The sequence below is a fragment of the Pseudomonas sp. genome, assembly GCF_048265905.1.
Lineage (GTDB): Bacteria > Pseudomonadota > Gammaproteobacteria > Pseudomonadales > Pseudomonadaceae > Aquipseudomonas.
Window position 1 is genome coordinate 93,938 of record NZ_JBLXAP010000002.1, and the last position, 24,931, is coordinate 118,868.

Sequence of the window (24,931 nt, forward strand, 5' to 3'; positions counted from 1 at the left end):
CAGCTTAGTTATCCACAGCTGCAGTACTTTGCTGTATATGCACAACGAATGCCTGCGCGAGGGCATTGCTCTCATGCAGTGGTTGAGTGACCAAAGAGAAACGTCGACGCAGTTCGAGTGGCGTTTGCAGGATGACTAATTCGCCTGCTGCAACCTGTTCAGCAATCGATAACCCCGACAAACAACCAATGCCAAGCCCAGCCTTGACCGATTGTTTGATTGCTTCCTGGCGATTCAACGCAAGCGCCAGTTTTACCTGTCCGGAGACTTGCTGCACCGCAGCATCGAATACTGCACGGGTGCCTGAACCGGGTTCACGCAGGACCCAGCGCTGCTCGCATATTTGCTCTGCCGAGAGTTTGCCAGCCGCTGCCAGCGGATGATCCGGTCGGCAAAAGACTTGAAGTTGATCTTCGCACCACGGAGTTATACACAGCTGGCTGTGCAAAGCGGGGCCTTCGATCAAACCAAGATGTACCTGGCCCTTTTCAACAGCATTTATCACATCCTCAGTATTACTGATGTGTATATCAGGATCGACCTGCGCGTGCTTGTGGATAAAACTGCTCAGTAGCTTAGGCAACAAGTAGCTGGCAATGGTCAGGCTGGCAGCGATACGCAAAGTGCCGCTAATCGGATCAGAAGGGCTGTGAATAAGATTATCCAAGGTCTGCAAAATCAAGCCTACTTTGGGCAGAGCAGCACGACCGGCATCGGTTATCTGCAAATCACGGCCAACACGATGGAAAAGTTGATAACCAAGTCCTGACTCAAGCTCGCGTAGCGCCTGGCTCGCAGCTGATTGGCTTATGGCTTGATCATCTGCAGCAGCTGTCAGGCGGCCAAGGCGAGCAGTGGCTTCAAAGATCTTCAGTTGCCTTAAACTTATACTCATAATTCAGTTTTACTTATACACAGGATAAGAACAATCCATTTTTATTAACATTACCTGTGCATGAGTATGTCGTCCATAACAACTGTTATGGATAGATGTGAACACCATGCGCACAATCATCGCTCTGCCAGTCATCGCCATTAGCGCCTTATTGTTGGCTCAGGTGTCGGCAATCAGTCAGCTAGGCTTGAGTGCCTTACCACTGGCGATTGTCCTCGGTGCTGTTTACGGGCATTTCAATCTGGCTGAACCTAGCCAGCGGGAAAAGTTATTCACAAGGTTCTGCCAACAGCGGCTACTGCGCACCGGCATCATCCTGTTTGGCTTCAGCCTGAGTTTTCAACAGATCGTGCAGGTTGGCTGGCAGGCAGTGGTGCTGGATATCACTGTGACCAGCAGTATCTTGATCCTCGGTACCTGGCTGGGGATAAGACTGTTTGGTTTGCCCCGCGACCTTGCCGTGCTGATCTCTGCCGGGAGCGCTATTTGCGGAGCTGCAGCAGTGCTGGCCAGTGAACCCGTACTCAAGGCCAAACAGCAATACGTAACCATTGCAGTCGCGACTGTGGTGCTATTCGGCACCTTGGCCATGTTTATTTATCCGCTGGTATTTCACTTAAGCGGTCTGACCGAGCATAACTTTGGGATCTATATCGGCAGCACTGTCCATGAAGTTGCTCAAGCCGTTGCTGCCGGCGACTCAGTCGGTGATGAGGCGCTGCAATCTGCAGTTGTGGTCAAGCTGATCAGGGTGATGCTGCTGGCACCTTTCATTCTGATCCTGAGCAGTCTGGTATTTCGCGATGAGCAAACACCGGGCCAGAGCAAAGCAAAAATCACCGTTCCCTGGTTCGTCTTCGGCTTCATCGCTGCGGCCTGCATCAATAGCTGGGCGGCCTTACCGGTTCAAGTTATTCACAGCCTGCAGCTACTTAGCCAGTTGACCCTCGCAATGGCGATGGCAGCGCTGGGCAGCCAGACTCAATGGCGCGTTATCAAACAAGCTGGTTTCAAACCCATGTTGCTGGCTGCAATCCTGTTTGTGGTTTTGCTTTGTGGCGGTTTTTACCTGAACAGCTGGCTGATTCCTCAATAAAAAACCACGTCAGATAGGGCTTGTAGGCATCAATCCACAGAATAATCAGCTGTGCATAAACCCTGTGGAAAACCATCCCTAAGCCCAGTCCATAACCCGGTGATAAAGCTGGGTACAAACCAGCCTGTGGATAAAGTACTGTTTGATCCACAGCTTAGTGACTGCTATCTGACAGTTTCAATGCAGGCTCTGCACAGAACCATACATCGCTGTACAGTAGATGGTTATTGGTCTGCATGAATCTATCCACAGAAAAGTGCCTGCTACTTTATAAACATAAAAATAAAGATCTTTAAACATTCTTTCTTTTTTATTTTTATTAACCGACTAACGCCTTTCGACTTGAAGGACTAGAGAAAAGCACAGACCAGTTGGCTATTTTTTGTGCAAAAGGCTTCTTTACCTTCGTCTAACTGCCTATACTTACCGGCTAGCTAGCTTTTCTGTGCCTGACACATTGAATTTTGTGTCTGTGCTCGTATCAAAAGCCCCCCATTTCAGAACACAGCTGTTCAGAACTAACACGAGGTGCGTGGTGGATTTCCCTTCCCGTTTTCAGGTGATCGTTATCGGCGGTGGTCATGCCGGCACCGAAGCTGCGCTTGCAGCTGCACGCATGGGCGTCAAAACCCTGCTGCTGACCCATAACGTGGAAACCCTCGGCCAGATGAGTTGCAACCCTGCGATTGGCGGGATTGGTAAAAGCCATCTGGTAAAGGAAATCGACGCACTTGGCGGCGCCATGGCTGAAGCCACCGACAAGGCAGGTATTCAGTTTCGCGTTCTGAACAGCCGTAAAGGCCCAGCCGTTCGTGCCACACGGGCACAGGCTGATCGCGTGTTGTACAAAGCAGCCATTCGCGAAACCTTGGAAAACCAAGACAATCTGTGGATATTTCAACAAGCCGCTGATGACCTGATCGTTGAAAACGATGAAGTCAGAGGTGTGGTTACCCAGATGGGCTTGCGCTTTCTCGCAGACTCGGTGGTATTGACCACCGGCACCTTTCTTGGCGGACTTATCCACATTGGTCTGCAGAATTATTCAGGCGGACGCGCCGGTGACCCGCCTTCGATTGCCTTGGCTCATCGTTTACGTGAATTACCGCTGCGCGTGGGTCGCCTGAAAACCGGCACACCTCCACGTATCGATGGTCGCTCAGTCGATTTCTCAGTGATGACTGAGCAGCCAGGCGATACACCGATTCCGGTAATGTCGTTCCTGGGTTCAAAAGAACAACATCCGCAGCAAGTCAGCTGCTGGATTACCCATACCAACGCGCGGACTCACGAACTAATTGCCGCCAACCTTGATCGCTCGCCGATGTACTCAGGTGTGATCGAAGGGGTTGGCCCGCGTTATTGCCCGTCCATCGAAGACAAGATCCATCGCTTCGCGGATAAGCAAAGCCATCAGATATTCATTGAGCCTGAAGGCCTGAATACCCATGAGCTCTATCCCAACGGGATTTCCACATCCTTGCCATTCGATGTGCAAATTCAGATGGTTCGCTCGATTGTTGGCATGGAAAACGCTCACATCGTGCGTCCTGGCTATGCCATTGAATATGACTACTTCGACCCGCGTGATCTGAAGTACAGCCTCGAAACCAAAGTGATTGACGGGTTGTTTTTTGCTGGCCAAATCAATGGCACCACCGGTTACGAAGAAGCTGGTGCGCAAGGTCTGCTCGCTGGTGCCAACGCTGCGCTGCGTGCACAGGGCAAAGATTCCTGGTGCCCGCGTCGCGATGAGGCGTACATCGGTGTGCTGGTCGACGACCTGATTACCCTCGGTACGCAAGAGCCTTACCGCATGTTCACCTCACGCGCTGAGTACCGGTTGATTTTGCGTGAAGACAACGCAGATTTGCGTCTGACCGAGAAAGGTCGCGAACTGGGTTTGGTCAATGATCAACGCTGGGCTGCATTTGAAACCAAGCGTGAGGCCATCGTTCAAGAAGAACAGCGCCTGAAAAGCACTTGGGTTCGGCCAAACACGGCGGATGGCGATGCTATTTCCCAGCGTTTTGGTACACCACTGGCTCATGAATACAATTTACTCAACTTGCTATCGCGCCCCGAGATTGATTATCTCGGATTGGTCGAGGTCACCGGTGGCGGTGCGCTGGACCCACAAGTGGCTGAACAGGTTGAGATCAAGACTAAATACGCCGGTTACATTGATCGCCAACAAGATGAAATCTCGCGCATGCGTGCCAGCGAAGACGTCAAGTTGCCTGTGGATATTGAGTATTCGACGATTTCTGGTCTGTCCAAAGAAATCCAGCACAAGCTGGGCGACTCACGGCCTGAAACCCTCGGTCAGGCGGGACGCATCCCAGGAGTCACTCCGGCCGCCATATCGCTGTTGATGATTCATCTTAAAAAACGCGGAGCGGGTAAGCAGTTGGAGCAGAGCGCTTGATGTCAGGGGGAACGCCGTTGGTGACTGAAGGTCACGCCGCAGAGTTGGCTCAAGGCGCTGTTGAGCTAGGCGTAGAAATTTCACCCGAGCAACAAGCACAGCTCATGGCGTATCTGGCTTTGTTGATCAAGTGGAACAAAGCCTACAACCTGACCGCGGTGCGCAACCCGGATGAAATGGTGTCGCGCCACTTGCTCGATAGCTTGAGCGTTGCGCCTTATGTCAGTGACGCTGGGGACAACTGGCTGGATGTTGGTAGTGGCGGCGGCATGCCGGGTATTCCACTGGCCATACTGTTTCCCAACAAGCAATTCACGCTGCTTGATTCAAACGGTAAGAAAACCCGCTTTCTGACCCAGGTAAAGCTGGAGTTGAAGCTGGCTAATCTGCAAGTTATCCACAGCCGGGTCGAGGGATATACGCCTGAGCAGCCGTTCAGCGGAATTAGCTCTCGGGCATTTAGCTCGCTGAAAGACTTTTCTGACTGGACCCGTCATCTCGGCGACGACAACACCCAGTGGCTGGCCATGAAAGGTGTGCATCCGGATGATGAACTGCAAGAGCTACCGGCTGATTTCAAGCTGGTTAAAACGCAGGTTCTCAAGGTTCCCGGTTGCCAAGGCCAGCGACATCTGTTGATACTGCGTCGCTCGGTCTAAGGGGAACGCAGCATGGCAAAAGTATTCGCAATAGCAAACCAGAAAGGCGGCGTGGGCAAGACCACCACCTGCGTCAACCTGGCTGCCTCACTGGTTGCTACCAAGCGCCGGGTGCTGTTGATCGATCTGGACCCGCAGGGCAACGCAACCATGGGCAGCGGTGTTGATAAGCACGCGCTGGAACACTCGATCTACGATGTGTTGATCGGTGAGAGCCATTTGGGCGAGGCCATGCAGTTCTCAGAACATGGCGGTTATCAACTGCTGCCAGCCAACCGGGACCTGACCGCGGCTGAAGTTGGCTTGCTGGAAATGCAAATGAAGGAAAGCCGCCTGCTCAACGCATTGGCGCCGATCCGCGAAAATTACGATTATATTTTGATTGATTGCCCGCCGTCGTTATCGATGCTTACGGTTAACGCCTTGGTTGCATCTGATGGCGTAATCATTCCGATGCAGTGTGAGTACTATGCGCTCGAGGGCCTGAGTGATCTGGTTAACAGCATTCAGCGCATCGCCAAGCTACTCAACCCATCACTGAAGATTGAAGGCCTGTTGCGCACCATGTATGACCCGCGCATCAGCCTGACCAACGATGTTTCTGCACAACTGAAGGAACATTTTGGCGACCTGCTTTACCAAACTGTAATCCCACGCAATGTGCGTTTAGCCGAAGCTCCAAGCTATGGCATGCCAGCGTTGGTCTATGACAAGCAATCGCGGGGTGCCATCGCTTATTTGGCACTGGCTGGTGAGTTAGTTCGCCGCCAGCGTTCACGCGCCCGTACTGTTACTGCATAAGGAATTTCTGCATGGCCGCCAAGAAACGAGGGCTAGGACGAGGCTTGGATGCGCTGCTGGGTGGCACCAGTGTCGACGCATTGCAGGAAGAGGCGGCCAAGGTCGATAGCCGTGAATTACAGTACCTGCCGCTCGACCTTATTCAGCGTGGCAAATACCAGCCGCGCCGGGATATGGACCCGACGGCCCTTGAAGAACTCGCACAATCGATCAAGTCCCATGGCGTGATGCAGCCCATTGTGGTGCGCCCGGTTGCTAAAGGTCAGTTTGAGATTGTTGCCGGTGAACGTCGCTGGCGTGCCAGCCAGCAAGCAGGTCTCGATACTATTCCGGCAATGGTCCGTGAATTAACCGACGAAGCTGCAATAGCCATGGCGCTGATTGAGAACATCCAGCGTGAAGACCTCAACCCAATTGAGGAAGCCATGGCGCTGCAACGCCTGCAGCAAGAATTCCAGCTGACCCAGCAACAAGTTGCCGAGGCTGTGGGTAAGTCGCGGGTAACCATCACTAACTTGCTGCGTTTGATTGCCCTGCCAGAAGAAGTTAAAACCCTGCTTTCCCATGGCGACCTGGAAATGGGCCATGCCCGTGCACTGCTTGGTTTACCGCCTGAACAACAGATTGAAGGGGCGCGACATGTTGTCGCACGTGGTCTGACCGTACGCCAGACTGAAGCCTTGGTGCGCCAGTGGTTGAGCAGCAAAGAGCAACCTAAAACGACGGCCAAAGCTGATCCAGATATCAGTCGCCTTGAACAACGCCTCGCTGAGCGGCTAGGCTCTCCGGTGCAAATCAAGCATGGCCAGAAGGGTAAAGGCCAATTAGTGATTCGTTACAGCTCGCTCGATGAGCTGCAAGGTGTACTCGCTCACATTCGTTGAAACAATTGCACATGTAGCACTAGTCGGAAATCACTACCTGACAGTTGAATGGGGGCGCTTGCGCCCCTATACTCTGCGCGCATTTCGACGGCACAAACTATGCCAAGTTTTTAGTTAATGGCCTGTTGCCGGATAACATCAGATTTTAGGAAAGCAATGATGGAAGTACGCACGCCGAATCGCCTGCCGTTCCATCGTTTACCGGTGTTTCCGGTGCTTGTAGTCCAACTGATAGTTGTATTGATCGCCGCTGTAATTCTTTGGCAGTGGCGAGGTAGCGTTTCCGGATATTCCGGACTGTGCGGCGGCCTTATTGCATGGCTGCCAAATGTTTATTTTGCCCACAAGGCGTTTCGGTTTTCCGGTGCCAGGGCAGCCCAAGCGATCGTCCGGTCTTTTTATGCTGGCGAAGCGGGCAAGTTAATTCTAACGGCAGTGCTGTTTGCACTGACGTTTGCAGGTGTGAAGCCATTGGATGCGCTGGCGGTCTTCGGCGTATTTCTCCTGACCCAATTGGTCAATTGGTTTTCACCTCTGCTTACTAGAACAAGATTTTTTAGACCTTAGGGCGTTTGAGGCAAACATGGCAGAACAAACCGCTTCGGGCTATATCCAGCACCACTTGCAGAACCTGACTTTCGGGAAACTGCCTTCTGGTGACTGGGGGTTCGCTCACACAGCAGAACAAGCTAAAGAAATGGGCTTCTGGGCATTCCACGTGGATACCCTGGGTTGGTCCGTGGCTCTTGGCCTGATTTTCATTCTAATTTTCCGCATGGCAGCCAAACGTGCTACCAGTGGCCAGCCTGGCGGCTTGCAGAACTTCGTTGAAGTGCTGATCGAGTTCGTCGATAGCAGTGTCAAAGACACCTTCCATGGCCGCAACATGCTGATCGCACCATTGGCCTTGACCATCTTCGTCTGGATCTTCCTGATGAACTTGATGGACTTGGTTCCGGTGGATTTCCTGCCCGTTCTGGCGCAGAAAATCGCGGGTGACGAGCACATGTTCTTCCGTGTGGTACCTACCACCGATCCAAACGCGACGCTGGGCATGGCCCTGTCGGTGTTTGCATTGATCATTTTCTACAGCATCAAGGTCAAGGGCATCGGCGGCTTCATTGGCGAACTGACCCTGCACCCATTCGGCAGCAAGAACATTCTGGTTCAAGCACTGTTGATCCCGGTGAACTTCTTGCTTGAGTTCGTGACCCTGATTGCAAAGCCAATCTCTTTGGCACTGCGTCTGTTCGGTAACATGTATGCCGGCGAACTGATCTTTATTCTGATTGCCGTGATGTTCGGCAGTGGCATGTTCTTGCTCAGCACCCTGGGCGTTGCCCTGAGCTGGGCGTGGGCGGTGTTCCACATCCTGATCATCACGCTGCAAGCCTTCATCTTCATGATGCTGACCATCGTCTACCTGTCGATGGCTCACGAAGACAACCACTAATAGCTTTGCGCTCCGTATAAAGCGGAGCGCAGCGCTGTCGGTGGACGCCCGTGAGGGCATGCTGGACAAACGATTTAGCTTTACCGCTTAACCTTAGAAACACTTAACCAATACGACATAAAAGTCGGGAGGAAAAATGGAAACTGTAGTTGGTTTAACTGCGATCGCTGTTGCTCTGCTAATCGGCCTGGGCGCCCTTGGTACTGCCATTGGTTTCGGCCTGCTGGGCGGCAAATTCCTGGAAGGCGCAGCGCGTCAACCAGAAATGGTTCCGATGCTGCAAGTGAAAATGTTCATCGTTGCGGGCTTGCTCGACGCCGTGACCATGATCGGTGTTGGTATCGCACTGTTCTTCACCTTCGCGAACCCTTTCGTTGGTCAAATCGCAGGCTAATCACTCGATAAGTCGAGTGCTTGGTTTGATAGACAACGAACGAGCGAGGTGTTGGCGTGAACATTAATGCAACCCTGATTGGCCAGGCCGTTGCCTTCTTCATCTTCGTGATGTTCTGCATGAAGTACGTATGGCCTCCGGTCATCACTGCTCTGCAAGAACGTCAAAAGAAGATCGCAGAAGGTCTGGACGCTGCCAACCGTGCAGCTCGTGATTTGGAGTTGGCCCAAGAAAAAGCGGGTCAACAACTGCGCGAAGCTAAAACACAGGCAGCAGAAATTATTGAGCAAGCCAAGAAACGCGGTACCCAGATTGTCGACGAAGCCCGTGAACAGGCTCGCGTTGAAGCTGACCGTGTGAAGGCTCAGGCTCAGGCTGAGATCGAACAAGAAATCAACAGTGTCAAAGACGCGCTGCGTGCCCAAGTGGGTGCTCTGGCTGTCGGCGGTGCTGAGAAGATCTTGGGCGTTTCAATCGACCAAAACGCGCACGCGGAGCTGGTTTCTAAACTGGCAGCGGAAATTTAAGCGAGGGCGCGATCATGGCAGAATTGACCACGTTGGCCCGACCTTACGCTAAGGCTGCCTTCGAGTACGCCCAGGCTCATCAGCAACTGGCCAATTGGTCAGCCATGCTCGGCCTGGCTGCTGCGGTATCGGAAGACGATACCATCCAGCGCGTGCTCAAGGCCCCGCGTTTGACGAGTAAAGACAAGGCCACCACTTTTATTGAAGTGTGTGGTGACAAGTTTGACGCACAAGTAGGCAATTTCATCCACGTATTGGCTGAAAACGATCGTCTGGCTTTGCTGCCGGAAATCGTTGAACTGTTCGAGCTGTATAAGGCTGAGCAGGAAAAGTCGATTGACGTTGATGTCACCAGTGCTTTTGCGTTGAACGATGAACAGCAAGACAAACTCGCCAAGGTTCTCAGTGCACGGCTCGGTCGAGAAGTGCGTCTGCACGCCGCGGAGGATGCCAATCTAATAGGTGGTGTCATCATTCGCGCCGGCGACCTGGTTATCGATGGCTCAGTTCGCGGCAAAATCGCGAAACTGGCCGAAGCATTGAAATCTTGAGTTTGAAGGGGCAGCAGAGCTATGCAGCAACTCAATCCTTCCGAAATAAGTGAAATCATCAAGGGACGTATCGAAAAACTCGACGTCTCTTCCCAAGCCCGAAATGAAGGCACTATCGTCAGCGTATCTGACGGTATTGTGCGTATTCACGGTCTCGCCGATGTAATGTACGGCGAAATGATCGAGTTCCCGGGTGGCGTCTACGGTATGGCACTGAACCTGGAGCAAGACTCCGTGGGTGCAGTCGTACTGGGTGCATACACCACGCTCGCAGAAGGCATGAGCGCGAAGTGCACCGGCCGTATCCTCGAAGTTCCGGTTGGTCCGGAACTGCTGGGTCGTGTTGTTGACGCATTGGGTAATCCAATCGACGGTAAAGGCCCGCTGAACAACGTCGCTACCGACGCTGTTGAAAAGGTTGCACCGGGCGTGATCTGGCGTAAGTCGGTTGATCAGCCGGTACAGACTGGCTACAAGTCAGTCGATGCCATGATCCCGGTAGGCCGTGGCCAGCGTGAGCTGATCATTGGTGACCGTCAGATCGGTAAAACTGCCTTGGCAGTTGACGCCATCATCAATCAGAAAAACAGCGGCATTAAGTGCGTATACGTAGCCATCGGTCAGAAGCAATCGACCATCGCCAACGTTGTGCGCAAGCTGGAAGAGAACGGCGCCCTGGCCAACACCATCGTGGTGGCTGCCTCGGCTTCTGAATCGCCAGCGCTGCAGTACATTTCTGCCTACTCCGGTTGCACCATGGGTGAATACTTCCGTGACCGTGGTGAAGACGCGCTGATCGTTTATGACGATCTGTCCAAGCAAGCAGTGGCTTATCGTCAGATTTCCCTGTTGCTGCGCCGTCCACCAGGCCGTGAAGCTTACCCAGGCGACGTGTTCTATCTCCACAGCCGTCTGCTGGAGCGTGCATCGCGCGTATCCGAAGAGTATGTTGAGAAGTTCACCAATGGTGCTGTGACTGGCAAAACCGGTTCTTTGACCGCTCTGCCAATCATTGAAACCCAGGCTGGCGACGTTTCTGCGTTCGTACCAACCAACGTGATTTCGATCACTGACGGTCAGATCTTCCTTGAGACCTCGATGTTCAACTCCGGTATCCGTCCAGCGGTCAACGCTGGTATCTCGGTATCCCGTGTTGGTGGTGCGGCTCAAACCAAGATCATCAAGAAGCTTTCCGGTGGTATCCGTACCGCTCTGGCTCAGTACCGTGAATTGGCGGCATTCGCCCAGTTCGCATCTGACCTGGACGAGGCAACTCGTAAGCAACTTGAGCACGGTGAGCGCGTAACTGAGCTGATGAAGCAGAAGCAATATGCACCAATGTCTATCGCAGACATGGCGCTGTCGCTGTACGCAGCTGAGCGTGGTTTCCTGCGGGATGTCGAAGTCGCCAAAGTTGGCGCATTCGAGCAAGCCCTGATTGCTTACTTCAACCGTGATCACGCTGACTTGTTGGCGAAGATTAACGTGAAGGGTGACTTCAACGACGAAATCGACGCTGGCTTCAAAGCCGGTATCGAGAAGTTCAAAGCCACCCAAACCTGGTAAGCCGCAGCGAGGGCTTTACGGCCCTCGCTTGCTAACCTGATAGGTGTCAAATGGCAGGCGCAAAAGAGATTCGCAGCAAGATTGCGAGCATCAAAAGCACGCAGAAGATCACCAGCGCCATGGAGAAGGTGGCGGTAAGCAAAATGCGCAGAGCACAAATGCGCATGGCGTCTAGCCGTCCCTACGCGGAGCGTATCCGCCAGGTAATTGGTCATCTGGCCAACGCCAACCCGGAATACCGCCACCCGTTCATGATCGAGCGCGAAACAAAGCGTGTAGGTTATGTAGTGGTAAGCAGTGACCGTGGTCTGTGTGGTGGTCTGAACACCAACCTGTTCAAGGCTCTGGTCAAAGACATGGCGAGCAATCGCGAGCAAGGCGTGGAGATTGATCTCTGCGTGATTGGTAGCAAAGGTGCGGCGTTTTTCCGTAACTTTGGTGGCAATGTTGTTGCTGCGATCAGCCACCTGGGCGAAGAACCATCGATCAATGATCTGATTGGTAGCGTCAAGGTAATGCTCGATGCGTACCTCGAAGGTCGTATCGATCGTTTGTCCGTGGTCTCGAACAAGTTCATCAACACCATGACGCAACAGCCGACAGTGGAGCAGTTGATTCCATTGGTGGCGACTCCGGATCAAGAGCTCAAGCATCACTGGGACTACCTGTACGAACCCGACGCCAAAGAGCTTCTCGAAGGCTTGATGGTGCGTTACGTGGAGTCGCAGGTGTACCAGGCAGTGGTTGAGAACAACGCAGCTGAACAGGCTGCACGGATGATTGCAATGAAGAACGCCACCGACAACGCCGGTGATTTGATTGGTGATCTACAGCTGATCTATAACAAGGCGCGTCAGGCAGCAATTACCCAAGAGATTTCGGAAATCGTCGGCGGCGCTGCCGCGGTTTAAGAACGGTTCAAATATTCAGAGGAACCAAAGATGAGTAGCGGACGTATCGTTCAAATCATCGGCGCCGTTATCGACGTGGAATTCCCGCGTGATCATGTGCCGAGTGTTTATGAAGCGTTGAAAGTAGTCGGCGCTGAAACCACCCTCGAAGTTCAGCAGCAGCTGGGCGACGGCGTGGTTCGTACAATTGCAATGGGTTCGACCGAAGGCCTGAAACGTGGCCTGGACGTCGACAGCACAGGTAGCAACATCCAGGTACCGGTTGGGGTTAAGACCCTCGGCCGTATCATGGACGTACTGGGCAACCCAATCGACGAAGCTGGCCCGATTGGCGAAGAAGAGCGTTGGGGCATTCACCGTCCTGCGCCAACTTACGCTGAACAAGCGGGCAGCAACGAACTGCTGGAAACAGGCATCAAGGTTATCGACCTGATCTGCCCGTTTGCCAAAGGCGGTAAGGTTGGTCTGTTCGGTGGTGCCGGTGTTGGTAAAACCGTAAACATGATGGAACTGATCCGTAACATCGCCATCGAGCACAGCGGTTATTCCGTGTTCGCCGGTGTGGGTGAGCGTACTCGTGAGGGTAACGACTTCTACCACGAGATGAAGGATTCCAACGTTCTCGACAAAGTAGCCCTGGTCTACGGTCAGATGAACGAGCCACCGGGCAACCGTCTGCGCGTAGCGTTGACTGGTCTGACCATGGCTGAGAAGTTCCGTGATGAAGGCCGCGATGTACTGTTCTTCGTGGACAACATCTACCGTTACACCCTGGCCGGTACTGAAGTATCCGCACTGCTCGGCCGTATGCCGTCGGCAGTAGGTTATCAGCCGACTCTGGCCGAAGAGATGGGCGTTCTGCAAGAACGTATCACTTCGACCAAGACCGGTTCGATTACTTCGATCCAGGCCGTATACGTACCAGCGGATGACTTGACTGACCCGTCCCCGGCGACCACCTTCGCCCACTTGGACGCAACTGTCGTATTGTCCCGTGACATCGCTTCCCTGGGTATCTACCCAGCTGTGGATCCGTTGGACTCCACCTCTCGCCAGCTCGATCCGCAGGTGATTGGTCAGGAGCACTACGACACCGCTCGTGGCGTTCAGTACGTACTGCAGCGTTACAAAGAGCTGAAGGACATCATTGCTATTCTGGGTATGGACGAATTGTCCGAAGCCGATAAGCAATTGGTATCCCGTGCTCGTAAGATTCAGCGCTTCCTGTCTCAGCCATTCTTCGTGGCCGAGGTCTTCACCGGTTCTCCAGGCAAATACGTTTCCCTGAAAGACACCATTGCAGGCTTCAGCGGCATCCTCAAGGGCGACTACGATCACTTGCCAGAGCAAGCGTTCTACATGGTCGGCAGCATTGAAGAAGCGGTCGAGAAAGCGAAGAAACTGTAATCACCCTATGCGCCTGGCAACGGGCGCATCAGGTTGTGGATAAGACTTATCCACAACCTGTAATGTGAGGCAAGGTTATGGCTATGACAGTCCATTGCGATATCGTCAGCGCAGAAGCGGAGATGTTTTCCGGACTGGTCGAGATGGTAATTGCGCACGGTAACTTGGGTGATATCGGTATCACTCCAGGCCACGCGCCGTTGCTGACTGACCTGAAGCCGGGTCCAATCCGTTTGATCAAGCAAGGCGGCGAAACCGAGGTGTTCTACATCTCAGGTGGCTTCCTTGAAGTGCAGCCAAACATGGTGAAGGTTTTGGCCGACACCGTGCAGCGCGCTGCCGATCTTGACGAAGCGTCTGCTCAGGAAGCCGTCAAGGCTGCTGAGAAAGCGTTAAACGAGCAAGGCGCCGAGTTCGATTACGGCTCTGCTGCTGCTCGTCTGGCCGAGGCTGCAGCTCAGCTGCGCACCGTCCAGCAATTGCGTAAGAAGTTCGGCGGCTAATCGCAGCAGTCAGACTTTTTTGCATCTAAGTAAAAGGGTAGCCTAGGCTACCCTTTTTCTTTGCTGCGCCAAAAAGCTGCGCAATGCAGTGTATGGAAAGGAATTCCGTCTTTAACCAATGGTAGCTTTCGTTATGTCACTTGATATCGTCATTCTTGCAGCAGGTCAGGGCACACGCATGCGTTCCGCGTTGCCCAAGGTGCTGCACCCGGTTGCTGGCAAGTCGATGCTCGGTCATGTCATCGACATCGCCCGTGAGCTCAAGCCACAAGGTATTCATGTAGTGATTGGCCATGGCGCCGATGCCGTGCGCGAGCGCCTTGCTGCAGATGATCTGAATTTCGTGATGCAGACCGAGCAGCTCGGTACGGGGCACGCGGTTGCCCAAGCCTTGCCTGCACTGAGCAGCGACCGGGTGTTGATTCTATATGGCGATGTCCCACTGATCGAAAAGACCACGCTTGAGCGCCTGCTGGAGCAGGTCAACGACCAGCAACTCGGCTTGCTGACTGTCACCTTGGATGACCCGACCGGCTATGGCCGTATCGTGCGTAATGCCTCAGGCCAGGTAGAAGCCATTGTCGAGCATAAAGATGCCAGCGCAGCGCAGCGCCTGATCAACGAAGGCAACACCGGTATTCTTGCGGTGCCAGCGACCAAGCTGGGTGACTGGCTGGGGCGTCTGTCGAACAGCAACGCCCAAGGCGAATATTACCTGACTGACGTCATCGCCATGGCTGTAGCGGACGGTCTGGTAGTTGCGACGGAGCAGCCGTTGGACGCGATGGAAGTACAGGGCGCTAACGATCGTCGTCAACTTGCCGAGCTTGAGCGTCACTACCAACTGCGTGCGGCGCGTGCGTTGATGGCGCAAGGCGTGACCCTGCGTGACCCGGCTCGTTTTGATCAGCGCGGTGAAGTCACTGTTGGTCGTGATGTGATGATCGACATCAACGTCATCCTCGAAGGCAAAGTAGTGATTGAGGATAACGTCGAGATCGGCGCCAATTGCATCATCAAGAACAGCACCCTGCGCAAAGGCGCGATCGTCAAAGCCAACAGCCATCTTGAAGGCGCTGAAGTGGGTGAGGGCGCCGATTGCGGCCCATTCGCACGTTTGCGTCCAGGCGCGGTGCTGGGTGCCAAGGCGCATGTGGGTAACTTTGTAGAGCTGAAGAACGCTGTACTCGGTGAAGGCGCTAAAGCCGGCCACTTGAGCTACCTAGGCGACGCTGAAATCGGCGCACGAACCAACATTGGCGCCGGCACCATCACCTGCAACTATGACGGCGTAAACAAGCACCGCACTGTCATGGGTGAAGATGTGTTTGTCGGCTCGAATACTTCATTGGTTGCGCCAGTGAACTTGGGTGATAGAGCGACCACGGGCGCAGGCTCGGTGATTACTAGCGATGTACCTGTGGATAACTTGGCTGTAGGACGTGGCAAGCAACGTAATATCGAAGGCTGGAAGCGCCCTACCAAGAAATAAATCAACGGCTTAAAACGAGCTAACTTTCGTTTGATCTATTGATAACTTCAAAAAGGCTGCCATTTGGCGGTCTTTTTGCTGTTTTGCTTGACCTAAAAGCTTCATTAGGTTTTGATTCACGAAATTATCTTTCGAATCGAAACTTATAGCATGTCGAAACGCAACACCCCGCAACGTCGCCACTCAATACTTGCCTTGCTCACCGAGCAGGGCGAAGTCAGTGTGGATGAGTTGGCGAAACGCTTTTTGACCTCTGAAGTCACCATCCGCAAGGACCTGGCCGCGCTTGAGAAAAACGGCCTGTTGTTGCGCCGTTATGGCGGCGCGGTGCAGTTGCCGCAAGAGCTGATGGTCGACGTCAGCCAGCCGGTATCGAGCTACAAATTAGCCATTGCCCGCGCGGGAGTGAGCTGTATCCGTGAACATGCGCGAATCATCATCGACAGTGGCACCACTACTGCCGCGATGATCCCTGAACTGGGGCGCAAGCCCGGTCTGGTGGTGATGACCAACTCGCTCAACGTTGCCAATGCCTTGCGCGAGTTGGAAGACGAACCTGTGTTGTTGATGACTGGCGGTACATGGGACCCTCACTCAGAGTCTTTCCAAGGGCAGGTTGCCGAACAGGTGCTGCGTTCATACGATTTCGACCAGCTGTTTATCGGCGCAGACGGCATCGATTTGACACGCGGTACAACAACATTCAATGAATTGCTGGGCTTGAGCCAAGTCATGGCTGAAGTTGCCCGTGAAGTGATTGTGATGGTGGAGAGCGACAAGATCGGTCGCAAGATTCCCAACCTCGAATTGCCTTGGGCACGTGTACATACCCTGATTACTGATGAGCGTCTGGACCAAGACGCTCGAACCCAATTGCAGGCGCGTGGGATCAAATTGATCTGCGCGAGCTTAGAGTCGTAAGGAGCCAATTATGTGTGGAATTGTCGGAGCAGTAGCAGAGCGTAATATCACCGCTGTGCTGGTTGAGGGCCTCAAGCGCCTCGAATACCGTGGATACGACAGCGCCGGTGTTGCGTTGTTGAATGAGGCGGCCGAGTTGGATCGTCGTCGCCGTGTTGGCAAGGTCAGCGAACTCGAAGCCGCACTCAAGGCTGAGCCATTGCCAGGCCGCGTTGGCATCGCGCACACCCGTTGGGCGACGCACGGTGCGCCGAGTGAGCGCAATGCACACCCACATTTCTCCGGGCATCAATTGGCGGTTGTGCACAACGGCATCATTGAAAACCACGATGCCCTGCGTGATCAACTCAAAGGCTTGGGCTACAGCTTCAGTTCCGACACTGACACCGAAGTGATAGTGCACCTGCTCGATCACACCCTGAAGACCGAAGCAGACCTTAGCGCTGCACTCAAAGTGGCGGTCAAGCAGTTGCATGGCGCTTATGGTTTGGCGGTTATCAGTGCCAAGCAGCCCGACCGCATTGTCGCAGCCCGCAGCGGCAGCCCGCTGGTGATCGGCTTGGGTATTGGCGAAAACTTCCTTGCATCCGACCAACTGGCCCTGCGTCAGGTGACTGACCGTTTCATGTACCTGGAAGAAGGCGATATCGCGCAGATTTGCCGTGATGAGGTGCAGATCTGGGATGTAGACGGCAAGCCGGTAAAACGTGAGCAGGTGCAATACCACGAAGGTGCAGAGGCTGCAGACAAGGGTGAATATCGCCACTTTATGCTCAAGGAAATCCACGAGCAGCCAGCTGTAGTTCAGCGCACTCTGGAAGGACGTCTGGCCGATGATCACGTTCTGGTGCAGGCTTTTGGCCCACAAGCAGCGGATATATTCGCCAAGGTTAAAAACATTCAGATCGTCGCCTGCGGTACCAGCTATCACGCCGGTATGGTTGCGCGTTACTGGCTCGAAGAGTTGGCCGGTATTCCGTGCCAGATCGAAGTGGCCAGCGAGTTCCGTTATCGCAAGGTGGTGGTCCAGCCCGACACCTTGTTTGTCAGCATCTCGCAGTCTGGTGAAACCGCCGACACCTTGGCGGCGCTGCGCAACGCCAAAGACCTCACGCCAGAGCAAGGCGGTTACTTGGCTAGCTTGGCAATTTGTAATGTAGGTATCAGCTCGCTGGTTCGCGAGTCCGACCTGACGTTGCTGACGCTGGCAGGCCCGGAAATTGGTGTTGCTTCAACCAAGGCATTCACAACGCAACTGGTTGCGCTGATGTTGCTGACGCTGGCTATGGGCCGCGTGCGTGGCACGCTTGATCCACAGCTTGAGGCTGAGTTGGTCGCGGAACTGCGCCGCCTGCCAACCCGCTTGGGTGAAGCATTGGCGATGGACGATGTGGTTGAAAAGATTTCCGAGCACTTTGCCGAGAAGCACCACACTCTGTTTCTGGGCCGAGGTGCGCAGTATCCGGTGGCGATGGAAGGCGCTTTGAAGCTCAAAGAGATTTCCTACATCCATGCTGAAGCCTACCCGGCAGGCGAGCTCAAGCACGGCCCATTGGCCTTGGTTGATGCGGATATGCCAGTCGTTACCGTTGCCCCCAATAACGAGTTGTTGGAGAAGCTTAAATCCAACCTGCAGGAAGTCCGTGCACGTGGCGGTGAGCTGATTGTGTTTGCCGATGAAAAAGCCGGCATGAGCAATGGCGAAGGCACTCACGTGGTCAACATGCCGCACATCCACGATGCGCTCGCCCCGATTCTCTACACCATCCCGCTGCAATTGCTGTCGTACTACGTCGCCGTGCTCAAGGGCACAGATGTCGACCAGCCTCGCAACCTGGCCAAGTCCGTCACTGTGGAGTGACGGCTGGGGATAGAAAAGATGGAAACCTTCCTGATTTTCCATCTTTGGTATGGGGGATGTGGATAACTTGAGTTGTCCACATCCCCTAAGCGGTTCGTATCCAGTCTGAGCCTGTAGCTATAAGCCTTTATGTTCTGCCAAGTGCTGTACTTGCGCCCAGAGACCTGCTGGTTTTGGACTACGCTGGCTGAATATCTCGTTTCGTCCACATCCTGACCTCAACCACATCTGCCTGTCGCACCAGCGGTTCGCGCGTAGCGGAACTGCGTCACAAAAAATACAGTTATTTCACTCACTTAACCGCTAAGTAAGCCTGTTTTGAACGGCTAGTTATTTAGCGTTAGCGCCTTAGTGTGAATTGTTCCAAGTCGCTATCTAAAGTATTGCTAGTGTAACTGTACTCGCGCCTAAGCCTTTGATTAAAAACGTTAAATATTTGGCGCCAAGGAAAGGTATGCTTAATGATACGGGTGCACCGCGGCGCCTCTTGGTCGTCGATCCATGTGATGATTGCCGCTCGCTATTACCAAGTCTTCGTGAGGCAGGCTGGACCGTGGAAGGCTGCCTGCTTGAGCATGCAGAGGAGCGTGAATGCGATGTCGGTTTGATCCGGCTCAATGAAATGCACTTGCGTCGCCCTGCCGCAATCAAGCAACTGTTAAGCCGCAGTGGTACTGAGTGGATTGCAGTGCTTAGCCCTGACTTGCTGTCTTCGGTTAATACCCTTGGTGAGTTTGTGGGCGAGTGGTTTTTTGACTATCACACCTTGCCGTTTGACGTGTCTCGGGTGCATGTGACCTTGGGCCGAGCCTACGGCATGGCAAGGCTACGTGGACGAAAAAGCGGCATCATTGATGATCATGAAAATGAGCTGCTTGGTCAGAGCGCGCCCATCCGTGATTTACGTAAATTGCTGGCTAAACTTGCGCCGACTCATTCTCCGGTATTGATCCGTGGTGAAAGCGGTACGGGTAAAGAGTTAGTCGCAAGAACCTTGCACCGCCGTTCGAGCCGAGCAGGTAAGCCGTTTATTGCGATCAACTGCGGAGCAATTCCTGAGCACTTAATTCAGTCAGAATTATTTGGTCACGAGAAAGGTGCATTTACCGGCGCACATCAACGCAAAATCGGCCGGATTGAATCGGCAGACGGCGGCACGCTGTTTCTTGATGAAATTGGCGATTTACCCCTTGAGTTGCAGGCTAACCTGCTGCGTTTTCTGCAAGAGAAACAAATAGAGCGGGTGGGAGGGAGCCAGCCAATATCGGTTGACGTTAGGGTTCTGGCTGCAACTCACATCGATCTTGAAGCCGCGATCGATAACGGCAGTTTCCGCGAAGACCTGTATTACCGCCTTAATGTCCTGCAGGTGCATACCGCCGCTTTGCATGAGCGAGCGGCGGATATTCCGATGTTGGCAAATTACTTCGCCAGTCTATACAGCGCCGAAACTGGTCGGCGGGCCAAGCGCTTTAGTGAAGAAGCATTGAAGCAGTTAGCTGAGCACAAATGGCCCGGTAATGTCCGTGAGTTGGCGAATCGAGTGCGGCGAGGTTTGGTGTTGGCAGAGGGGCGTCAGATCGAAGCCAAGGATCTTGGTCTTGAACAATGCAGCATTCTTATTGAGCGGCTTGGCACCTTGGAAGACTACAAGCGCAAAGCAGAGATTCAGGCGCTCAGCGATGCAATGGCGAGGTATCCTGAGAACTGTAGCCAGGCGGCCCGCGGCTTGGGTATCTCACGGCCGACATTTTATCGCTTGCTGCATAAGCACCAGATTCGCTGAGGTTGCTTAGGCTCAGAGCCTGAAAAAATAGGGAAGAGCTATAAGTGAGCAACCAATCGCAACCATCAGCAAAGTGCTGCTAATGAAGTACGGAAACAGCATCAGCCCCAATCCGCAAATAAAAGGCATGGTTCTACTGCGCTTTCGCCCGTAGATAAAAAAGCCCAGCCCGACCGAGCCGAATACTAATCCCCAGAGCATTGCTTGAGTATCCACAACAACCTCGCCTGAACGGTGCTTGGATTGATTGCATAGTAGGCGCACGAAGACCTAACCGAAGCACGCTGCGGTTAGGTCTGTGGATAAGTTAAGCCTTCCAGAGCTAGAAGTAGTAAGGAAATCTGACGCTGAATGTAAAGTCGGGGGCATCAGGTGTCAGGCCGATGGATAGGTTGGGCACGATGCTCAGGTTTTCATCGAACGCATAGGTCATGCCGATGTTGTAATACGCGGCATTGGCATCACTGCTTGGCACTGAAGTGAAGCTTTGACCTTCAGCTTTGACTTTGCTTTTTTGCGAAAGCAGTTGCGAGTAAGACATCGACAAGCTCATGCGCTCGTTAAGCGCAAAGGCCATGCCTAAGCCGAATTGGAACCAGTTACCCAGCTGCACCGTTCCGGGTTGTTTGACCCCGCGGGTGGAGCTGATGTCGCTGTAGTCTTCCTCCAGGTTGTAGGTGTACGACAGGTTGCCGAAGAGCACGGCTGGGTCAACGGTTTTGACCAGCGATATGCCTGGCGTAATTGACCAGACGCCGTTGCCGGTTGGCAGCTCTTCTGGAACCGTCAAGTTGTCGTTGCCGGGCACCTGTTGCAGCTTGATACCGTAAGGATCTTTACCTGTAGGCGCCTTGACTCGCAGGCTCAGCACTGCATCTGGGCGGCTTTCTGTTTCAGTCAGGAATTTATAGGCGATACCGGCGCTGACATCGCCAATTTCAGGGTTGCGGGTGACGGTTTCTTCAGAGATGGATGTGCTCGCGCCGCCTGCGCCAGCCGACTCAAATGTAGTCTCGCGGTACACCACAGGCACGTTGAGGTCGAACTGCCAGCGGTCATGCCAGTTATAGCGGCCAGTCAGGTCGAGGGTTAAGGTGTCAGAGTTAATCTGGTCGACACCGATGTTGCCGAGAAAGATGGTGTCGAGGGCCAAGAAACCGTTAAGAAACAGTTGCCTGCTGTCGTAGTGGCTGTAGGTCAGGCCTGTTTCGAAACTGAAGGTGCCCGTACCGAAGAAGCCGCTGGCCTCGTTGTAAATATTCTCAACGCTGCGTGCTGGCGCTGCATCATCTTGCAGGCTGGTGCCGTAACCGGCATCCCCTGATTTGGCCACAGTCTCGCTGCGTCCGGTTGCAGGAATCGGGCGAAGCAGTGGTTTTTGAACGGGTTGCGACTCAACTTGTTTGAGTCGTTGCTCAAGCACCATCAGGGCTTTTTGTTGTGCGTCGTAGTGTTGTTTGAGTAGTTCGAGTTGTTGTTTTAATGCGTCTACTTCAGCATCAGTTGCGGCCATCAAGCTGGGGGCCGCAACAGCGCTAGCCGCACACATAACCAAGCAAACAGACAGGTGCTTCGGCATGGTAAGACTTCCGTTTCAGATCAGTCACAAATCCAGCCTAGACGATATTTACAGCCCTGTTGGACGCAAATTGTTAAGTTGGTTCCAATTACAATTCAAACCATTCGCCGTCGGCATATTTTCTTTGAGCAATACGTTGAGCGCGGCGAAGTTGGTGACAGTATTACGTGAGCCATAAATGTCGGTACGTTGAACTGCGCCGCCTGCGCCAAGCTGCTGCAGACTAGCGCCTTGACCGTTAGCATCGATTGCCAACTGCAAGCCGCCACCCATTGGGCTGACCTTTACCGTGCCAAGATCGCTGGTCTGCTGCACACTGCTGACTAACTGTGATCCGGACATGACAGCAGGCGCCGTATTGCCGTGGCTGACATCGATATTGAGGTTGTTGTAGCTGGTGTTTAAGTCACCGGCAGAACGGGTCGTCTGCACCACACCCTGAACATTATTGAGGCTGTTGCCACCGCTTAGCTGGCCGGTTCCTTGGGCGGGCGAGTTGCCCACTCCAGCGGCGATAGTTGCGGCCGCAGCATCATTGTTGCCCTGCTTGAATGTGGTGATGTTGAACACCGGCTTGATGCTTTGCTGGATTTGCATATCAACCTTGGCGCCGAGTACTTGGCCACTCGCGTTTTGCCACGTGCTGGCCATGGTTACACCAAAATTCACAATTCTTCCTGGCAGTACATAGCGGCCCCGTAGTTGCGATAATTCCTGATCACTCAGTTCAGCAGGAACAAACAGTCCTGTGGCGTGAAGTGGCAGGCTGGCAACCAGGCAGATGGTTGCCACACACAGTTGAGTCTTCATGTCGTGCTCCATTAAAAGAAGTCACTTTGTATAAAGCCGAACTCCATCAACTCGGCATCATTCACCGGTTTGAAGCGATCCAGCCGATTGCGCGCAGTTAGTGGCTGCGGCGGGTCAGTGAGTGGGTTATTGCGGTCATAGCCAGCCCCAATCACTGCGAAAACAATACCGTTCCAACCTTGCTTGAACTCCTCGAGCTTGTAGCGCTTGTGACCCAAGACCGGGTCGCCGATATAGGCCCAGTTGTCTTCGGTTTTCTGCAGCACCACGAAATGCTTGTAGCCGCGCACATCGATCAGCACCACCACCGGCACTTTGATTTGTTCAAGTTGTTCGGCAGGAATGCGATAACCGCGGGCGCGCAGGCCAATGGCTTCGACATAACGCTTCATGTCGAGCATTGAGAAACCCTGGCTGCGAACCAGGTCGAGGTCTGCTTGTTGCAGCATGCCTTCGATCACGGTTTGTTCATCGATGTCGAAGCGATAACCCTGATACAGAATGGTCGCCAAGGATGCAGCGCCGCAGCTGAAATCAGTTTTTTGTTCAATCAGATTGCTAAAGCGTCGTTCGCGAAAGCTCTCGACGTTCTTGAATGCCAAGGCACCACCCGGTAGCACCGGAAAGCCCAGTTGAGCAGAGTAGGATGCAGGGCAAACCAGCATGATCAGGACAACGAGAAGGGTGCGCATAAGTCAGTCCTTGTAAAAGAAAGGGACTCCGAAACCTCCGGAGTCCCCAGGACTTGCTTAGTAGCGAAGCGACTCGCCGCCGCCAGAACCGCCAGCTGGGCACGAGGTGCAGCCTGCAGCAATCGACAGGGAGTTGCTTTGCTGGTTACCAGCACCCGCCGCCACGTTGACACCGACGTTACCCGAAACACGGTTCAGTGAGCCGCTGAGCACTGCAGTGTTAACCACTGGAGTGTTGAAGCCAGCTACAACCGGGATATTGCCTGAGACCACACCGAGCAGGCCGATCACACCTTCTTCGTTGAAGGCCAGTGCGCCGCCGTCATCGTTAAGGTCTTGAGCGCCTTGGGCGTCGCTATCAAGATCTACGTGACCGGTGTTGCTGCCACCTGGGTGACCTTCACCTTCCCAAGAGTCGAGATAGACATCGCCAATCTGGTCAGACTTGCCTTTGTAGCCACCAATAGCGGCCATGCCCAAGGTGACTTTTGCAGAGCCATAGTCAAGGGTGGCATTGTTGTTGGTGGTGTTGCCAGAAATAGACTGAGTGGCTGTGCTGCTGGCGGTAGAGAACGCGCCGGCAGAGACGGCTGCAGCCATGTCGTTTTTCTGTTGGTTATAAGTACCAGCTGCAATGTTGGCACCGACGTTACCACTGGCGCCGTTAAGCGAGTTGGTAAGCGCTGCTGTACTTGGGTTGGAGAAGTTTTTCACGCCGTTGTTGGTCAGCTTCTGGTTAACAGTAGTTGACGCCTCGGCGGTACCAAAGACAAAGCTTGCATCAGCACTGGCAAGTGCTGCGGCGTTGGCTTGTTGGTTATTGGTACCTGCAACAACGTTGATACCGACGTTACCCGAGGCGCCTGCCCCAACGTCATCAACGCCTGCAGCGTTTTCAGTGCCTTCGTTACGTACGCCGTTATTTTTGATGATCTGGGTATCGTCAACAGTTGCGGATGCACCTGTTTCAGGGAACCAAGATTTTTTTTGATCAGCTTGTACGGTTGTCGCTGCCATGGCTACTGCCAAAGCGAGTGCCAGCGGCGTCATTACTACCATTTTAGTTTTCATGGTGTATCTCCTTGCCTTGCTGTGTTGGACTTAGGACTTACTCACTTGTGTTGCGCTCAGGGTTAATCACTGACCCTGATACTGAGGTTGTTCCCCATGCGGTTCCCGACCCCAGCACTCTGGTTCAATTGCACGACTCCACGGCTCCCGACAAACGCAGTGTCATCGGTTGCTACGTGTCGCTCCCCAGTGGAGGGCGCAACTGTTCCTGAGATTTGTGTAATGGCCACGCTTTGCGACAGCACCGAGTCATCCAGGCTGGTTGGCCCCGAACTCACGCTGATACTTAATGCATTGGCCTGTTGTGTTCCTGCGCCTGCGGATTGGTTGATACCGAGGACGCCGTTACCTGAATTGAATGCGCCAGCCCCAATGGCCACGCCTGCGTCTTGAGAGCTGTCGACGCCATGAATATTCAGGTTTTGAATTTGTTGGGTCGAAGCGCTGGCGCCGTTACCAATTGCCAGTGCTCTTGCATTGCTTTGCTGTTGCGATTCGCCAGCCGCTTGGTTGACCGAAACAACGCCCTGATAGTGACTGGCGCTGTTGGTGATATTGGCTTGGTTGATCGTTTCGGCCAGAGCCGTGGTAGAAAGCGCAGCGCTGCAAACAGCGAGCGTGATTAACAAGGGCAGGGTTCTCAT

Annotated in this window: 25 protein-coding genes; 18 read left to right on the forward strand and 7 right to left on the reverse strand. The window is 53.7% G+C overall.

Features of this window, described 5'->3' with window-relative positions:
• Positions 1-4 precede the first annotated feature (4 nt).
• Positions 5-895: a LysR family transcriptional regulator gene (locus ACN0UH_RS03635; protein ID WP_417660787.1), complete on the reverse strand. Its 891-nt coding sequence runs from the start codon at positions 893-895 to the stop codon at positions 5-7.
• A 106-nt stretch (positions 896-1,001) separates the two neighbouring features.
• Here ACN0UH_RS03635 and ACN0UH_RS03640 point away from each other — a divergent pair, with 106 nt between their 5' ends.
• The 18 genes from ACN0UH_RS03640 to ACN0UH_RS03725 all read left to right on the forward strand — a co-directional run bounded on the left by ACN0UH_RS03640 (position 1,002) and on the right by ACN0UH_RS03725 (position 20,135).
• The gene (locus ACN0UH_RS03640) at positions 1,002-1,991 is read left to right on the forward strand and encodes a YeiH family protein (RefSeq protein WP_417660788.1); all 990 of its coding nucleotides are present in this window, start codon (positions 1,002-1,004) and stop codon (positions 1,989-1,991) included.
• Between the two features lie 535 nt (positions 1,992-2,526).
• Positions 2,527-4,419: a tRNA uridine-5-carboxymethylaminomethyl(34) synthesis enzyme MnmG gene (gene mnmG / locus ACN0UH_RS03645; RefSeq protein WP_417660789.1), complete on the forward strand. Its 1,893-nt coding sequence runs from the start codon at positions 2,527-2,529 to the stop codon at positions 4,417-4,419.
• Positions 4,419-5,078 carry a 16S rRNA (guanine(527)-N(7))-methyltransferase RsmG gene (gene rsmG / locus ACN0UH_RS03650; protein WP_417660790.1) on the forward strand — a complete coding sequence of 220 codons (660 nt, stop codon included), beginning with the start codon at positions 4,419-4,421 and terminating at the stop codon, positions 5,076-5,078. Before mnmG ends, rsmG begins: the two co-directional genes overlap by 1 nt.
• Positions 5,079-5,090: 12 nt before the next feature.
• On the forward strand, positions 5,091-5,879 hold the full coding sequence (locus tag ACN0UH_RS03655; protein WP_417660791.1) for a ParA family protein: 789 nt from the start codon (positions 5,091-5,093) through the stop codon (positions 5,877-5,879).
• 11 nt (positions 5,880-5,890) lie between these two features.
• On the forward strand, positions 5,891-6,763 hold the full coding sequence (locus ACN0UH_RS03660) for a ParB/RepB/Spo0J family partition protein (protein WP_087518903.1): 873 nt from the start codon (positions 5,891-5,893) through the stop codon (positions 6,761-6,763).
• Between the two features lie 159 nt (positions 6,764-6,922).
• Positions 6,923-7,330, forward strand: a complete 408-nt coding sequence (locus ACN0UH_RS03665; protein ID WP_417660792.1) for a F0F1 ATP synthase subunit I — start codon at positions 6,923-6,925, stop codon at positions 7,328-7,330.
• 16 nt (positions 7,331-7,346) lie between these two features.
• A complete protein-coding gene (gene atpB / locus ACN0UH_RS03670; protein WP_339513495.1) occupies positions 7,347-8,216 on the forward strand; it encodes a F0F1 ATP synthase subunit A in 870 nt (289 codons plus the stop codon).
• A gap of 136 nt (positions 8,217-8,352) precedes the next feature.
• The gene (gene atpE, locus ACN0UH_RS03675; RefSeq protein ID WP_003097235.1) at positions 8,353-8,610 is read left to right on the forward strand and encodes a F0F1 ATP synthase subunit C; all 258 of its coding nucleotides are present in this window, start codon (positions 8,353-8,355) and stop codon (positions 8,608-8,610) included.
• Positions 8,611-8,666: 56 nt separating this feature from the next.
• Positions 8,667-9,137, forward strand: coding sequence for a F0F1 ATP synthase subunit B (locus ACN0UH_RS03680; protein ID WP_010487844.1), 471 nt, complete (start codon positions 8,667-8,669; stop codon positions 9,135-9,137).
• Between the two features lie 14 nt (positions 9,138-9,151).
• A complete protein-coding gene (locus ACN0UH_RS03685) occupies positions 9,152-9,688 on the forward strand; it encodes a F0F1 ATP synthase subunit delta (RefSeq protein WP_339513500.1) in 537 nt (178 codons plus the stop codon).
• 21 nt (positions 9,689-9,709) lie between these two features.
• Positions 9,710-11,254 carry a F0F1 ATP synthase subunit alpha gene (gene atpA, locus ACN0UH_RS03690; protein ID WP_339513502.1) on the forward strand — a complete coding sequence of 515 codons (1,545 nt, stop codon included), beginning with the start codon at positions 9,710-9,712 and terminating at the stop codon, positions 11,252-11,254.
• Between the two features lie 50 nt (positions 11,255-11,304).
• Positions 11,305-12,165 carry a F0F1 ATP synthase subunit gamma gene (gene atpG / locus ACN0UH_RS03695; protein WP_010487840.1) on the forward strand — a complete coding sequence of 287 codons (861 nt, stop codon included), beginning with the start codon at positions 11,305-11,307 and terminating at the stop codon, positions 12,163-12,165.
• A gap of 30 nt (positions 12,166-12,195) precedes the next feature.
• Positions 12,196-13,572 (forward strand): F0F1 ATP synthase subunit beta, encoded by a 1,377-nt coding sequence (atpD, locus tag ACN0UH_RS03700; protein WP_339513507.1) that lies wholly within the window; start codon positions 12,196-12,198, stop codon positions 13,570-13,572.
• 77 nt (positions 13,573-13,649) lie between these two features.
• Complete coding sequence (locus ACN0UH_RS03705; protein WP_010487835.1) at positions 13,650-14,075, forward strand: F0F1 ATP synthase subunit epsilon; 426 nt, start codon at positions 13,650-13,652, stop codon at positions 14,073-14,075.
• Positions 14,076-14,208: 133 nt separating this feature from the next.
• Positions 14,209-15,567 carry a bifunctional UDP-N-acetylglucosamine diphosphorylase/glucosamine-1-phosphate N-acetyltransferase GlmU gene (gene glmU / locus ACN0UH_RS03710; protein WP_417660793.1) on the forward strand — a complete coding sequence of 453 codons (1,359 nt, stop codon included), beginning with the start codon at positions 14,209-14,211 and terminating at the stop codon, positions 15,565-15,567.
• A 150-nt stretch (positions 15,568-15,717) separates the two neighbouring features.
• The gene (locus ACN0UH_RS03715) at positions 15,718-16,488 is read left to right on the forward strand and encodes a DeoR/GlpR family DNA-binding transcription regulator (RefSeq protein ID WP_417660794.1); all 771 of its coding nucleotides are present in this window, start codon (positions 15,718-15,720) and stop codon (positions 16,486-16,488) included.
• 10 nt (positions 16,489-16,498) lie between these two features.
• Positions 16,499-18,349, forward strand: a complete 1,851-nt coding sequence (glmS, locus tag ACN0UH_RS03720; protein WP_417660795.1) for a glutamine--fructose-6-phosphate transaminase (isomerizing) — start codon at positions 16,499-16,501, stop codon at positions 18,347-18,349.
• Positions 18,350-18,803: 454 nt separating this feature from the next.
• Complete coding sequence (locus tag ACN0UH_RS03725; protein WP_417660796.1) at positions 18,804-20,135, forward strand: sigma 54-interacting transcriptional regulator; 1,332 nt, start codon at positions 18,804-18,806, stop codon at positions 20,133-20,135.
• Positions 20,136-20,147: 12 nt separating this feature from the next.
• On the opposite strand, the gene ACN0UH_RS03730 is transcribed toward ACN0UH_RS03725, so the two are convergent.
• From ACN0UH_RS03730 to ACN0UH_RS03755, 6 genes are all read right to left on the reverse strand, one after another.
• Positions 20,148-20,351: a hypothetical protein gene (locus ACN0UH_RS03730; RefSeq protein WP_417660797.1), complete on the reverse strand. Its 204-nt coding sequence runs from the start codon at positions 20,349-20,351 to the stop codon at positions 20,148-20,150.
• Between the two features lie 106 nt (positions 20,352-20,457).
• Positions 20,458-21,714, reverse strand: coding sequence for a transporter (locus ACN0UH_RS03735; protein ID WP_417660798.1), 1,257 nt, complete (start codon positions 21,712-21,714; stop codon positions 20,458-20,460).
• A gap of 48 nt (positions 21,715-21,762) precedes the next feature.
• Positions 21,763-22,524 (reverse strand): hypothetical protein, encoded by a 762-nt coding sequence (locus tag ACN0UH_RS03740; protein WP_417660799.1) that lies wholly within the window; start codon positions 22,522-22,524, stop codon positions 21,763-21,765.
• 11 nt (positions 22,525-22,535) lie between these two features.
• Positions 22,536-23,216, reverse strand: coding sequence for a C39 family peptidase (locus ACN0UH_RS03745; protein ID WP_417660800.1), 681 nt, complete (start codon positions 23,214-23,216; stop codon positions 22,536-22,538).
• A gap of 57 nt (positions 23,217-23,273) precedes the next feature.
• Positions 23,274-24,287, reverse strand: coding sequence for a hypothetical protein (locus tag ACN0UH_RS03750; RefSeq protein WP_417660801.1), 1,014 nt, complete (start codon positions 24,285-24,287; stop codon positions 23,274-23,276).
• 62 nt (positions 24,288-24,349) lie between these two features.
• Positions 24,350-24,931, reverse strand: a complete 582-nt coding sequence (locus ACN0UH_RS03755; protein WP_417660802.1) for an adhesin — start codon at positions 24,929-24,931, stop codon at positions 24,350-24,352.